11 protein-coding genes are annotated in these 14359 nt (G+C 65.1%); 6 read left to right on the forward strand and 5 right to left on the reverse strand.

Annotated elements, in window-relative coordinates; genetic code table 11:
• Positions 1 to 22 precede the first annotated feature (22 nt).
• Positions 23 to 235 carry a hypothetical protein gene (locus F8S13_18500; GenBank protein KAB8141732.1) on the forward strand — a complete coding sequence of 71 codons (213 nt, stop codon included), beginning with the start codon at positions 23 to 25 and terminating at the stop codon, positions 233 to 235.
• A 58-nt stretch (positions 236 to 293) separates the two neighbouring features.
• On the opposite strand, the gene F8S13_18505 is transcribed toward F8S13_18500, so the two are convergent.
• Positions 294 to 1457, reverse strand: a complete 1164-nt coding sequence (locus F8S13_18505; GenBank protein KAB8141733.1) for a glycoside hydrolase family 27 protein — start codon at positions 1455 to 1457, stop codon at positions 294 to 296.
• 348 nt (positions 1458 to 1805) lie between these two features.
• Between F8S13_18505 and F8S13_18510 the strand changes: the two genes are divergently transcribed.
• The 3 genes from F8S13_18510 to F8S13_18520 all read left to right on the forward strand — a co-directional run bounded on the left by F8S13_18510 (position 1806) and on the right by F8S13_18520 (position 3671).
• Positions 1806 to 2321 (forward strand): SRPBCC family protein, encoded by a 516-nt coding sequence (locus F8S13_18510; protein KAB8141734.1) that lies wholly within the window; start codon positions 1806 to 1808, stop codon positions 2319 to 2321.
• Positions 2322 to 2349: 28 nt separating this feature from the next.
• Entirely contained in the window at positions 2350 to 2760 is a 411-nt protein-coding gene (locus F8S13_18515; protein KAB8141735.1) for a hypothetical protein, read from the forward strand.
• A gap of 230 nt (positions 2761 to 2990) precedes the next feature.
• Entirely contained in the window at positions 2991 to 3671 is a 681-nt protein-coding gene (locus tag F8S13_18520) for a class I SAM-dependent methyltransferase (protein ID KAB8141736.1), read from the forward strand.
• A 41-nt stretch (positions 3672 to 3712) separates the two neighbouring features.
• Here F8S13_18520 and F8S13_18525 read toward each other — a convergent pair whose 3' ends face one another.
• The 3 genes from F8S13_18525 to F8S13_18535 all read right to left on the reverse strand — a co-directional run bounded on the left by F8S13_18525 (position 3713) and on the right by F8S13_18535 (position 7855).
• Complete coding sequence (locus F8S13_18525; protein KAB8141737.1) at positions 3713 to 4966, reverse strand: MFS transporter; 1254 nt, start codon at positions 4964 to 4966, stop codon at positions 3713 to 3715.
• A 198-nt stretch (positions 4967 to 5164) separates the two neighbouring features.
• The gene (locus F8S13_18530; GenBank protein ID KAB8141738.1) at positions 5165 to 6391 is read right to left on the reverse strand and encodes an MFS transporter; all 1227 of its coding nucleotides are present in this window, start codon (positions 6389 to 6391) and stop codon (positions 5165 to 5167) included.
• Positions 6392 to 6433: 42 nt separating this feature from the next.
• Positions 6434 to 7855 (reverse strand): aspartate aminotransferase family protein, encoded by a 1422-nt coding sequence (locus tag F8S13_18535; GenBank protein KAB8141739.1) that lies wholly within the window; start codon positions 7853 to 7855, stop codon positions 6434 to 6436.
• Between the two features lie 135 nt (positions 7856 to 7990).
• Between F8S13_18535 and F8S13_18540 the strand changes: the two genes are divergently transcribed.
• Both F8S13_18540 and F8S13_18545 read left to right on the forward strand, forming a co-directional pair.
• The gene (locus F8S13_18540; GenBank protein KAB8141740.1) at positions 7991 to 8722 is read left to right on the forward strand and encodes a hypothetical protein; all 732 of its coding nucleotides are present in this window, start codon (positions 7991 to 7993) and stop codon (positions 8720 to 8722) included.
• A gap of 1022 nt (positions 8723 to 9744) precedes the next feature.
• Positions 9745 to 13227, forward strand: a complete 3483-nt coding sequence (locus F8S13_18545; protein KAB8141741.1) for a glycosyl hydrolase — start codon at positions 9745 to 9747, stop codon at positions 13225 to 13227.
• Between the two features lie 72 nt (positions 13228 to 13299).
• Here F8S13_18545 and F8S13_18550 read toward each other — a convergent pair whose 3' ends face one another.
• Complete coding sequence (locus F8S13_18550; protein ID KAB8141742.1) at positions 13300 to 14340, reverse strand: hypothetical protein; 1041 nt, start codon at positions 14338 to 14340, stop codon at positions 13300 to 13302.
• Positions 14341 to 14359: the final 19 nt, after the last annotated feature.

The raw sequence follows: 14359 nt of genomic DNA on the forward strand, positions 1-14359 counted from the left end.
CTTCAAGATCACCCGCGAGCGCGTGGAGGAGGGCCAGGCCAAGGTCGCCGCGCTGGTCGCCGCTGTGCAGCGACAATCCAAGGAAAGCACCCAGGCCGAAAATGCGGCCAAGGCCCGCGATGCCGCGATAGACGAGCTAGACGATTGGGTGGAGGATTTTATCAAGATCGCGCGGCTGGCACTGGCCGACAACCCGCAACTCCTTGAGGCGCTGGGGGTGGCCGTGCGCTCGTAGCCAATTGGGGAGCGGAGGGCGCGCGGCGCGGGGCACACCCGCGCCGCGCGTGCCGCAGCTAGGAGGGCGTAACCTTCAGCAGGATGGTCTGGTGCGGCTCCACGCGCTGGGGCAGCTCGGTGGTGAACTCGGCCAGGTCCTGCTGCTCCCACAGGCTGCGGGCCAGCTTGGGCGTGTCGAGCAGGCCGATGTCGCTGGCGCGCAGCGTCACGTCGCTGCCCGCGTTGCCACGGTTGATCAGGGCCACGGCCATCGAGCCATCGGCCAGCGGCTTCTTCCAGACCTCGAAGCCGCCCTGGCGGCGCACGCAGCGGCCCGGCACGCCCAGCGCATCCTGGTTCACGGCCAGCACCTCGCGGTTCAGCAGCAGCGCGGCGGTGTCCTTATCCATCTTGCGCACGTCGCAGCCGATCATCAGCGGCGAGCACGCGATCACCCACAGCGACATGTGCGTCTGGTACTCGAAGAACGACATGCCGTTGCCGTGGATCTGGCCCTTGCCCTTCAGGCCCACGATCAGCATGTCGAGGTCGTTCCAGCCGCCCGGCCCGCCGTACTCGGCGATATCGTTGGCCACATCGATCGAGTAGTCGACCCCGATGCCATAGGACTTGTACTCGGGCACCCAGATATTGACCCAGCTGTCGAACACATCGCCGGTGGCGCGCCACATGTGCCCGCCGACGCTGCGGCCCCACAGCCAGGGTGCGCGCCCGCCCCACTCGCACAGCGAGAACAGGATCTCGCGACCTGTGCCGCGTAGGGCCTCGCCCATCTTGGCGTAGCGCTCAAGCGCGGTGGGCTGGTCGAAGGGCGCGTTGCAGTAGTCGTACTTCAGGAAATCCACCCCCCACGAGGCCCACAGTGCGGCGTCCTGCTCCTCGTAGCCCAGGCTGCCGGGGTAGCTGGCGCATGTCAGCGGCGAGGCGTCGGAGTACATGCCGAACTTAAAGCCGCGGCTGTGCACGTAGTCGGCCAGGGCCTTGATGCCGCTGGGGAACTTCTCGGGGTCGGCCACCAGGTCGCCGTTGCCGTCGCGGCCCGTCTTCACCGACCAGCAGTCGTCGATCACGATATAGTTGTAGCCGCACTCCTGCAGGCCGTGCTCCACCAGCGCGTCGGCGGTCTGGCGGATGGAGTCCTCGTGAATGTTGCTGCCGAACATATTCCAGGAGTTCCATCCCATGGGCGGGGTGGCGGCGAGGTTCGATTTGGGGGCCATGATGCGGTGCTCCTTCGCAGAATAGTGACACGCGGGCGATTGTAGGGGCGCATTTGCACGCTGTCAAATCGCTTCCATACCCGCTTTCATCGCGCGCAGCGGGCGGATCGGGCGCGCTGGTGTGGATCAGCGGCGGCGGCGTTTGGTTCGGCGCGCGGGGCTTTGGTTACGCTTGCGCAACTTGCGGTGATGGCTTCCGCACACCCTGGGCGCTGGTGCGCATCATCGTGCCGTGCCGATGGGTGGAGGTCCATGCGAATTAAAAAGTAAACACTTGACAAACAGTCTATATTCGTATAGTCTAATACGCATTGAACGAATACGGAAGAGGCCGCCTAAGAAGCGCCGATGCTGCTGCTCTGCCGCGCCCATCCCAACAAGAAGAGAACCCCTATGGCTTGCTGCACCACCGTGCGCTGGATCTACAGCCCAGCCGAGCGCGTGTTCGCCGCGCTGCGCGACATCCACCTCTACCCCACCTGGTTTGCCAGCGTGCGCCAGGCCCAGTGGCAGGCCACGCCGCTGCGCGCGGTCGGCGAGCGCGGCACACTGATGTCGGGCCGCCACACGCTGGAGATGCAGATCTGCGACTACGCCGAGGGGCGGCTGATCGCCTTCGACGTGCAGGCGGTGGGAAGGCAGACCCGCGACATCCTGCAGGTCGAGCCGACCTTTGACGGCGCCCGCGTGACCTACACCAGCGAGCTGGTGACACTGCTCACCACCAACCCCCAGGTGCAGGGCCGCATGCCCTTCAGCAAAAAGCTGTTTGACGACCTGCTCTCGACCCTGAAGACTCAGCTGGATGGCGCGCCCATGCCCGCCGCCAGCCACACGCTCGACATGCGCGAGCTACACCGCTAGGCACCAAGAGAGGAATAAGACCATGTGCATGTCGCTCTCCATCCTGGCGCACCGTGGCGGCCAGCGCTTTGTGGCCACCTGCGAGCACGCCACCCTGCACCTGCGCTGGAACCACACCATGCTGCTCATCCACCCCGAGAGCTTCGGGCAGCTGTGCGCGCTGCTCGACCGCCGCGCCGAGTGCACCGTCGATCACGCCATCCACACCAGCGGCATGGGGCTATACTTCCTGCCCAACGGTATGCTGCAGCTGTGGATCGCGGGCACCGGGCTGGCGCTGCAGCCCATGGAGGCCGAGCTGCTGGCCGACATGCTGGCCGAGGCCGATGCACTGCGCTTCGGCGAACCGCCCCACGCCGAGTGCGGCAGCGCGCTGGCCTACACCCGCGAGTACCGCGCCCACGAGCTGGCCCAGCCCAGCGGCGCGAGCCTAAACTAGGGAAACCGATTCACCACCAAGGCAGCAAGGTTTAGAAAAATAGGGCGTGATAAGGTGAAAGAGCGTTTTGCGCCTTCGCGCCTTCGTGGTGTTGGTTCCCGTTGCTCCCCGCCTCCTAGGTTTGTGGTATGATAGCGCGCATCTGCCGGTGTTAGGATCTGCGCCTCGCAGCGGCGTGGGCGATACCGCCTGCGCCGCGTGGGATCGCCATACCCGAACGTAGGAGAGCCATGCCTGAACGAACCACCCTCAGCGCCGACGCCGCCACCCACGACGGGGCCGCGATCTACTCGCCCGCTACGCTTAGCCTCTACGATCTAGTGGTGCTGGGCATCTCCAACCAGTGGATCTGGCAGTGCCCCTCGCCGATCATCGCCGCGTGGTACGCCGCCAACATCTCAGAGAAGCACCTCGACATCGGCGTGGGCACAGGCTACTTCCTCGACCGCGCCGTGCCCGAGCGGCTGGCCCCCGAGATCACCCTGCTCGATCTCAACCCCAGCAGCCTGGGCACCACCCGCGCGCGCATCGGGCGCTATAGCCCCGACGCGGTGCGCGCCAACGTGCTCGACGCCCTGCCGTTCGAGAGCGCATCGTTTGGCTCGATCGGCATGAACTACCTGCTCCACTGCATCCCCGGCACCTGGGCCGAGAAGGGCAGGCTGTTCGAGGAGGCCCGCCGCGTGCTGCGGCCCGGCGGCACGCTGTTCGGCAGCACCATCCTCTGCGATCAGTGCGCCGACTTCCCGCCCGCCCGCGCCCTGATGGGCTTCTACAACAGCAAGGGTGTGTTCCACAACACCGCCGACACGCTCGACGCGCTGCGGCGGGCGCTCTACCTGGCCTTCCCCGACGCACGGCTGCGCGTGCAGGGCCAGGTGGCCCTGTTCGCCGCCACGCGCCACCGCTAGGCGCGGCGTCAGCCAGGCCCGCGTGGGCCTGGCTGATGCCCCTAGGCCACCTGCGCCGCCGCCTGCCGCCCATCCTCCACCGCCCGCAGCACGGGGTGCAGCGCGATCACCACGCCCATGATCAGGCAGGCCGCGCCGCCCACCAGATACAGCGTGGAGACGCCCAGCGCGTCGGCCAGCGGCCCGCCCACCAGCAGGCCCAGCGGCGACATAGCCATACACACACTCGTCACCACCGCGAACACGCGGCCCTGCATCTCGGGCGCGACTAGGCTCTGGAGCATGGCCATAATCGGGCCATTGGAGAACGCGTTCATACAGCCTGTCGCCAGCATAGCCCCGATCGCCAGCGGCAGCATTCCGGCGGGCGCAAGGCCCAGCGCTAGGATGGCCACGCCCATACCCGCCACGCCCAGCGCGCCGGTGTAGATCCGCCGCCGGAAGCCGCCCCACACGCTCAGCAGCAGCCCGCCCAGCACCACGCCCACCCCGAAGGCCATGTTCAGCCAGGCCAGATCCTCGGCCCCGCCGCGCATGTGGTTGGTGACAAAGATCGGCAGCAGGCTGAAGGCCGGGGTCAGCAGCAGGTTCAGCAGCGCGCTCACCATCAGGATGCCCAGCAGCGCGGGCCAGCCCCAGATGTAGCGGAAGCCCTCGCCCAGATCGTGCAGCACGCTGGCCGCGCTCTCGGTGTGCTTGGCCACCAGGCGCGGCAGGTCCAGCACCAGCACCAGGCCAACGGCCACGGCGGCGGTCGCCACATCCATCGCCATGATCGCCTCAAGCGGCACCAGGGTCATCAGCAGCGCGCCCAGCGGCGGTGCGGCGATCTGCATCAGGCCATTCAGCATCTGGTTCAGGCCGCTCACCCGCGACAGCTCCTCCTGGGGCACGATCAGCGCCGTGGTGGCCTGCACGGCGGGCTGCTGGAACGCGCCCGCCAGCGAGCGGATGAACATGGCCAGCACCACCAGCCAGGGCTGAATCAGCTGGGTGAGATAGAGGATGGCCAGAGCCAGCGCCACCAGCGCGCCCACCGTGTCGGAGAGAGCGATGATCTTCTTGCGGTCCCAGCGGTCGACCAGCACCCCCGCGAACGGCCCGATCAGGATGCCCGGCAGCAGCGCGGCCAGGGTCGAGAGCGCCAGCACCGTGGCCGACTGCGTGGCCTCGGTGAGCCACCAGACCAGCGCAAACTGCGCCAGGCTGCTGCCAAATAGCGAGACGGCCTGCGCGCCCCAGAAGGCGGCAAAGCGGGCTTTCCAGTGTGCTCCGTTCATCTGACGCTCCCACATCTTCAGATAAATGCTACCATTTGTGGCGATTTATTACAACTTCACTGCGGATCATTCTAGGCCATCTACGAACTGATGTCAACATTATTGCAGTAAAATGCTACCTGAGATGTAGATTATACGCAACACAGTGCAGTCGCCCGGCATAAAAAGAGCCGCCTGTGCTCGTCTGGCACAGGCGGCTGCCCAAAACCGCCGCTAGTAGCGCACCAGCCGCGAGAGGATAAACCACACCGCCGCAGCCAGCGCCGCGCCCACCACCACGCTGAGGATGCCCATGTCGAAGCTGCCCGTGGCCTCGGCAATGCTGCCCGGAATGAGCGAGCCAAGCACGCCGCCAAACAGAATGGTGAGGCCGTTGTACAACCCGCTGCCAGCCCCCACCTTGTCCGCGGGAAGCTGCCGCTGCACCAGCGCGAACTCCTGGGCCTGGAAGCCGGTCTGACAGAAGGTGGCCAGCGCAAACAGCGCCACCAGCGGCACCAGCGAGGTCGCCTGCGAGGCGAAGAACACCAGCACGCCTGCGGTCACACAGCCCAGGCTGGCCATCAGCACGCGCCGGTTCAACAGGTCGCCCAGCCACGCCATCACAAACACACCCAGGATGCCAGAGCCATACACCAGTGTCAGCGGCCAGCCCAGATCCTCGAAGCTGATGCCCTTCGAGTCGTAGAAGTAGCTGGGCAGCCAGTTCAGCACGCTAAACGCGCAAAAAGTGCTGAGCGAGCCGCCCACCACCGTGAGCCAAAACAGCGGGTTGCGCAGGTAGCTGGATGGCTGCTCGCCTGCCGCCGCCTGGTCTTCTTGCGCGGGCCGCTCGGCCTGGCTGGGCGCATCTTCCACAAAAAACCACACCAGTGGCAGTCCGATCAGCAGCCCGGCGAGGCCCAACACCGCAAAGGTGGGACGCCAGCCCATGGAAAGCACCATAGGGATGATGATTGTGGGCGAGAAGGCCGTGGCCAGCAGGATGCCCTGGCTCCAGATCGCATTGGCCCGCGAGCGCTCGCTCTGGCGGAACCAGCGGCTCACAAGCGTGCTGTTCATGGGCACGTGCACGCCCTCGCCCACGCCCAGCAGCAGCCGGATGATGATCAGCGCCACAAAGCTCTGGCCCAGCGGCGCGATCAGCATGGTGCAGATCGAGAAGGCTGTGATCGCCAGCATGATGCCGCGCTTCGGCCCGATGCGCTCGGCCAGTGGGCTGAGCGCCATGTTCGAGATGCCCAGCGAGAAGTAGAACGCCGCCAGCAGGATCTTGCCCTGGCCCGCCAGCTGCTGGGTGTCCCAGCCGTACTCCTTGGCGATCTCGGGCAGCGCCACCGCCAGATTGTTGCGGTCGAGGAAGTGGATGAACATGGTGACCCCGAGGATGACCGGAATGCGCCATCGGGATGCGGTGGATGGAGCGAGCGCCGTTCCCATTCAAATTCCTCTTCTTGGCAAAAAAGTACTACCCAACGATTTTTAGCTATACAGCGTATTCAGGTATTCGGTCAGCAGTAGCGCGGCCAGGTCGTCAGGCAGCGCGTCAAGCACACCGTTGATCTGGGCGTAGCCCTCGGGCATGCTGCCGGGGCGGATGCCTGCCAGCGCGGCCAGCTGCGCAAAGGTGTCGGGGCCGGGGCTGGCCAGCAGGCGGGCCACCTCGTCGTGGATCGCGGGCGCGGCGGGCCGGGCGCGCACGGCGGCAATGGCCTCGCGCAGGTCGGCCAGCAGCGCGGCGATATGCGGCACATTCGAGCGGCTGACCGTGATGTGCAGGTTGGCCGGGCCGCCGCCAGCGTGGAACTGCGGCTGCAGCGCCCAGCCCCGCCGCGTCAGCTCGTCATCCAGCGCGAACACATCCACCACATCCGAGCTAAAGGCCACTAGGCTCATATCGGGCTGGCCCAGCACACGCAGCTCGGGGATGCCACGCAGGCCCTCCAGCAGCTGCGCCGTCGCGCCCATCACCTCGCGGGTGATCTGCTGGTAGCCATCCATGCCCAGGTGCTGCAGCGCGGCCCACGCGGCGGCAATCGGCCCGCCGGTGCGGCTCGACAGCACCGTGGTGTTGATCACCAGATAGCCCGTGGTGGCCGCGCTGGCGAAGAGGGCATAGCGCCGCAGCGCGCGGTTGCGGTACAGCAGCACCGAGGCGTTCTTGGCCGCGTAGCCATACTTGTGCATGTCCACCGAGATCGAGGTGACGCCCGGCACCGCGAAGTCGAAGGCGGGCACCTCGTAGCCCATGGAGCGCATCACTGCCAGCTGCAGGCCGCCCACGCACGCATCCACATGGAAGGGGATGCCCCGCTCTAGCGCGATCGCGCCGATCGCGGGGATGGGGTCGACCACGCCGTGCGAGTAGCCGGGGGCCGAGGCCGCGATCAGCACGGTGTTGGGCGTGATCGCCTGAGCGATGGCCTCGGGGATGGCGCGGAAGCTCTCGGGGTCGAAGGGCGTGAGCACCGGCCGCAGGCCCAGGTACAGCGCGGCCTTGTGAAAGGCGGCGTGGGCGGTGTGCGGCAGCACGATCTCGGGCGCAGCGATCTCGGGGCGCTCGGCGCGGGCCTTGTCGCGCGCGGCCTTCAGCGCCAGCATGATGCTCTCGGTGCCGCCGCTGGTGCAGCTGCCCACCACCTCGGCGTCGCCGCCCAGCAGCGCGGCCAGGCTGGATGTCACCTCGCTCTCCAGCCGCAGCAGGCTGGGGTAGTAGTTGGGGTAGAGCGCGTTCTCGCCCAGGAACATGGTGTAGGCGGCCTTGATCAGCGCGTCGGCCTGCTCGCCGGGGTCGTACACGCCGGCGAACAGCTTGCCCTCGCGCCAGGGGGCATCGTGCTGCTTGTAGGATTCCAACGCTCGTAGCACATCATCGGCGGGCAGGCCGTGGTCGGGGATGGGCATAGGTACCTCCTCTGGCGGCGCTTCGCTGGGCGGGGCAAACTTCTTCGTACTGGCGATATTTGCGGCCTAGTATAACATTTCTGGCAGGTGCTATAATTCCCCCTGGAACACACATGCGCTGTTGCAGGAGGATATATGGCCAAGCTGAATCAGATCATCGCCGTCGAGAAAGGCGTCAAGAGCCGCACCTTCCAGGAGCTGACCGAGGCCCACCACGCGCTGCAGAAGCCCGCGCTGCTGGCCGGGATCGCGCGCACCTACCGTCCCAAAGACGACGAGGGCGAGCAGCTCCCGCCCGAGTCGACCAGGGTGCAGGTGCGCGCCGAGGAGATGATCCAGCAGACCGCGCAGATCCTCAGCCGCCTGTTCGACATCACCGCCACCAAGGACTGGACCAACTGCGTGGCCCAGGCCGATGTGGTGGTGGATGGCCAGGTGCTGCTGGCCAAGGTGCCCGTCAGCTACCTGCTGTTCCTAGAGAAGCAGCTGATCGACATCCACACCTTTGTGAAGAAGCTGCCCACGCTCGACAGCTCGGAGAGCTGGAGCTTCGACGCATCCGCCGACGCATGGGCCACCGACGCGGTGCAGACGCTGAAGACCAAGAAGATCCCACGCAACCATGTGAAGGCCGAGGCCACCGACAAGCACCCCGCCCAGGTCGAGGTCTACTACGAGGATGTGACCGTGGGCTACTGGCGCACCGTCAAATTCTCGGGCGCGCTGCCCGCCAAGCGCGTGAGCGAGCTGCTGGAGCGCGTGGAGAAGCTGCAGAACGCCGTGAAGTTCGCCCGCGAGGAGGCCAACAACACCGAGGCCACCGACCAGAAGCTGGGCGAGAAGGTGTTCCACTTCCTGTTTCAGTAGGGAGTAGGGAATAGGGATCAGGGAATAGGGATCAGGGATTACATCCCTGATCCTTTCGCTTTACCCTTCGCGCCTTCGTGGTGAATCGGTTCTTTTGTCTCCTTGGTGTCTTCGTGTCTTGGTGGTGAATCGATTCTTTCCCTCTTCGTGTCTTCGCGTCTTCGTGGTAAAAGAATTTTCGCCGCACTTGCATCTCGCGGCGCGATGCCCTATCATAGAGGCGTGCAGGAGCGCAAGCTGAAGCTTAGGATCAGTTTGATAGGGGCTTCGCCGAGGATGGAGGTTCGAATCCTCCCCCCGCCACCACGCGGCGGGGTAGCCCAACTGGCAGAGGCGCGGCGGGCTACCGCCACCACCATCAGACTATCGCTCCAGGCTCAGCATTCACCGCCGAACGCGAGGTCAAGGGTGCACAGCTAGTATCGTTGGATGCTGGTTCAATTCCAGCCTGCTCCGCCAGATTGTGGAGCGGTAGTTTAATCGCAGAACACGACGGTGTAATGATTGACTGGCGCACTTAAACGTGCTCGTGTGTGCAATTGGGCGGTACAAATGGGCCTGGGGGATGGCTACTCCCCCAGGCTCCCTTCTTGCCTGCGCGATTTATTTTATGTCAAATTGAAACAGCCACTGCCGCACGTTTTTCTCACCATATTATTTCATCACGAACCATCAGCGATCATTGATCTTTAACCGCTGCTTGACAAATGAAACTGATCATGATAATTTTGAATCGTTTCAAGATTTATGACATGGTTGGACAAGCAAGAGCGGCTCAGCCTCGCAGCTCGGCGATCTGATGAGATCGTTCCCAAGCCATGTTGATCGACAGCATCGGCTGCTCGCGGCAAAACGAGCGGTCAGTTCGCTATAGTTTGGCCATAGCGCTGCAGAAAAATTGAACCGGTTCAAAAGCATTTTCCCGATGCTCTGCATCGTCGCAGATCGACCGCCAGCGCCTGCGCGCCAGCAAACACGAAAGGAGAGCAGCTCGCCCGCCCGACAGCCAAATATCGCCAATCATGCCCACAATGGTCTGTGGATGTATTCAAAGAGGAGTAGTCATGATAGGTATCCCCTCGCGCTCGTACCGCGCAAAGCTCACCACCTGCCTCGTGCTGCTGGCCATGCTGGCCGTGCAGATCGTCGGCCTCGCCCCCACCCCCGCCGCCGCCCAGAGCCTCACCTACGTGCGGCTCAAGAACAAGTGGCAGAACACCTACCTCTACGAATCGGCTAACCAGGTCAAATACGGCACGCCCGCCGCCAGCGACACCAGCTCGCAGTGGCTGATCGAGGACTTCGAGGGCAGCAAGCGCATCAAAAACCGCGCGACCGGCAACTACATGGCCATCGAGCACCTCTACGACTATGTCGAGAGCATCGCAGCCGACAGCAGCTGGATGAGCGCGCGCTGGACCATCGAGGATGCGCCCGCCGCTGGCTACAAGGTCATCCGCAACGTCTGGCACAGCTGGCAGGTGCTGCACATCGAGAACCTGCGCGGCTACGCCCAGTACGGCGAGATCAACACCAGCTTCGACAGCCCGCAGTGGCTGATCGAGACGGTGGGCAGCGGTGCCACGGCCACGCCGACCAGCGCACCGACCAGCGCGCCCACGGCCACACCGACCAAGACCGCAGCGCCCACCACCGTGCCCACCAGCGGCCCGACGGCGGTGCCCACCCAGACCGCAGCGCCCACCGCCACACCGATTCCCGGCACCAGCACCAACCTGGCGCTGAATAAGCCAATCACGGCATCCTCCTCGGTCTACACCTTCGTGGCCGCCAACGCCAACGACGGCAGCACGGCTACCTACTGGGAGGGCGGCAGCAGCCCCAGCAGCCTGACGGTCGACCTGGGCGCAAATGTCAGCGTCAGCTCGCTGGTGCTGAAGCTCAACCCCGACACGGCCTGGAGCACCCGCACCCAGACCATCCAGGTGCTGGGCCACGACCAGAACAGCACGGCGTTCAGCTCGCTGGTCGGCGCGACGAGTTACACCTTCAACCCGGCCACGGGCAACACCGTGACAATCAACCTGAGCGCCACCATCAGCGCGGTACAGCTCAACATCACCAGCAACTCCGGCGCTCCGGCGGGCCAGGTGGCCGAGCTGCAGGTGATGGGAACCATGGCCCCCAACCCCGACCTCACCATCACCGGCCTGAGCTGGACGCCCAGCGCGCCCACCGAGACCTCGGCGATCACGCTGGCGGCCACGGTGAAGAACGCGGGCGATGCCGCATCCAGCGCCACCACGGTGAGCTTCAGCGTGAATGGCACCACGGCGGGCAGCGCAAGCGTCGGCGCGCTGGCGGCGGGCGCTTCCACCACGGTGTCGCTGAACATCGGCACGCGCGGCATGGGCAGCTACACCGTGGCCGCCACGGTCGACCCATCCAACACCGTGGTCGAGAAAAATAACGACAACAACGCCTTCAGCGCCGCCGCCGCGCTGGCCGTGGCCCAGTCGCCCGGCCCCGACCTGCAGGTGCTGGGCGTGGCTATGACGCCCGATAGCCCCACCGCTGGCACCGCCGTGTCGTTCGTGGTCTCGGTGAACAACCGCGGCACCGCCGCCGTGGCGGCAGGAACCACCACCCGCGTGGTGGTGGGCGGCACCACCCTGAGCAGCACCAGCACGCCCGCCATCGCCGCAGGCGCGACGGTGAACGTGACCGTGGGCACCTGGACCGCCGTCGACGGCTCGACCGCGATCACCGCCAGCGCCGACGCCAGCAACATCATCGCCGAGACCAACGAGAGCAACAACGCGCTCTCGCAGAGCGTGGCCGTTGGGCGCGGCGCGATCATGCCCTACACCCGCATCGAGGCCGAGTCGGCGTCGGTGGCCACCAACGGCACCCGCCTGACGCCCAACTTCCAGCTGGCCGACTTCGCGGGCGAGGCCTCGGGCCGATCCGCCGTGCTGCTGGACGCCACCGGCGAGTATGTCGAGTTCACCCTGCCCGCCGCCGCCAACGCCATTGTGGTGCGCAATGCCATCCCCAACAGCGCCGATGGCGCGGGCCTGGATGCCACGCTCAGTGTCTACGCCGCAGGCAGCGACAAGGGCAACCTGACGGTCTCCTCCAAGTTCTCGTACGTCTACGCCTCGCCCAGCACGCTGGGCAACCTGGGCTACAGCAACACGCCCGGCGGCACGGCCTACTGGCTGTACGAGGAGGCCCACATGCTGCTCGACCAGGTCTACCCCGCCGGAACCAAGCTGCGCCTCCAGAAGGACGCTGGCGACGTGCAGTGGGTCTACGTCGACTTCCTGGAGACCGAGAACGTGGCCCCGGCGGCCAGCAACCCCGACCCCGCGCGCTACGTCCAGGTCTCATCCAGCAAGTCGATCGACGCCGCGCTCCAGGAGTTCCGCGCCGACACCAACAAGCTGGGCATCTTCATCCCAGCGGGCACGTGGTCGCTGCCCAGCAAGATCTACGTGTATGGCCGCGCCACCCAGATCATCGGCGCTGGCCCCTGGCACACCCAGCTGATGGCCCCGCAGGACATGAGCAACACCGACGTGGGCTTTAACATCGCCGCCACGGCCAACGGCTCGGTGATCAAGAACTTCTCGGTGTGGGGTAACTACCGCTACCGCGTGGACGGCCCGGGCAAGTTCATCGACGGCAACGGCATGCAGAACGTGACGGTCGACAACGTGTGGGCCGAGCACTTCATCTGCTTCTACTGGGGCGTGGCCGCGTCGAACAACACGTTCAAGAACCTGCGCATCCGCAACACCTTCGCCGACGGCATCAACATGACCAACGGCTCGAACAACAACCTGATCACCAACTCCGAGGCACGCGGCACCGGCGACGACTCGTTCGCCCTGTTCAGCGCCGTGGACGCGGGCGGCTCGTACAACACCGGCAACGTCTACTCGAACCTGACGGCCACCCTGGTGCGCCGCGCGGCGGCCTTCGCGGTCTACGGCGGGGCGGGCAACCTGTACAAGAACCTCTACGGCGCGGACACGCTGACCTACCCGGGCATCACCATCAGCAGCCTGAGCTTCGGCTACAACACGCTGGGCTTCGGCGACACCGACAACGTGTTCGACGGCGTGACGCTCGACCGCACCGGCGGCGACTTCTGGGGCAGCGCTGGCAGCGACGACCACATCAACGACTACCAGAACTTCGCGGCGATCTGGTTCTTCGCTGGCGACCGCCCGTTCCAGAATATCCTGGTGAAGAACGTGGACATCAACAACCCGGTGTACTTCGGCGTGATGTTCCAGACCAAGTACCCCGAGAAGAACGCGATGAAGAACGTGCGGCTGGAGAACGTCAACATCAACGGCGCTCCCCGCTACGGCATCAAGCTGGTGATCCGCGCCGAGGGCACCAGCGATACGCCGCCCGTGGGCAGCGTGTCGTTCACCAACGTGAAGGTAGTCAACTCCGGCATCGCGGCGTTCTACGGCGAGGGCCGCGCGCCCGAGTTCCTAGTCAACCGCGTGAGCGGCAATAACTGGTAGGAGGAAAGGCGAGAGGCGAGGAGGGTGAGAGGCGGGCGGGGCGCGTGTGTGCGCCCCGCCCGCTTCGTGCATCTACGGCGTAGCAGCCGACCACGAGGGCGCGGAGTAAAACGCATCCGAATGGGTCAGCTCCTCAATATGGCTTCCATCCAGATCTGTGACCGATAGATCATAGCGGCCAGGGTTAAATCGCACATAGATCAGCCGTTTTCCATCCGGCGACCACGAGGGAGGGTAGCCCGTATTCACCTCGGCGTTCGGCACCACCTGCGGATCAGTGCCATCGGGGTGAACAAGCACAATATGCGCTGCTTTATCGCGCCGCGCAACCACTAAAAAAGCGATCTTGCTGCCATCCGGAGACCAGACCGGATTAAAGCTGTAGTCCCTGCCTTTCGTGATCTGCTGCGCATTGCCACCATCCGCATCCGAGACCCACACCTGCATCTCATCATGATTGTTGCGCACAAAGGCGATCCGCTTTCCATCCGGCGACCATGTGGGCGATGTGTAGTCATCTGCGCCGCTCGTGATCGGGTGAGCGTTGCTGCCATCCGCCTGCATCAGGTAGAGGTAGCCATCATTTGCGCCCACCTCGCGCGAGGCGTAGAGGATCTGCGTGCCATCCGGCGACCACACCGGGCTGCGCTCGTAGCGTTCGCCAGCAGTGAGACGCATGAGGCCGCTGCCATCGGCATTGATGCGGTAGATCTGAAACGCGCAGCGAAATTCGACATAGCCGCTCGTACAGTCATTTGGGTCTTTGCTCTCCTGAGTCGACACAAACGCGATCATCTGCCCATCAGGCGACCAATCCGGCTCGGTCTCAAGCCCTGGGAAGCTGGTTAGCTCGCGCATATTGCTGCCATCCGCATCCATCGTATACAGATCGTAGTCCCCCGCCCCACGGTCCAGCGTACGCACATAGGCGATCCGGCCTTGCGGGCCTGTCGAGATGCGGTGCAGGATCGGTGTCGGGGTCGGCTTCGTAGTCGCGGCTTGGTTCTGTTCCCCAGCCGTAGTGCCGCACGCAGCCAAAGCTGCCGCAGCGCAAAAAACCAGCACGCCAGCCAGGGCTGACCATTGTGTGTGCTTCATGGCCTCATTCCACATGTTGATAAGAGGATACACG

It is taken from the genome of Chloroflexia bacterium SDU3-3, from assembly GCA_009268125.1.
GTDB lineage: Bacteria > Chloroflexota > Chloroflexia > Chloroflexales > Roseiflexaceae > SDU3-3.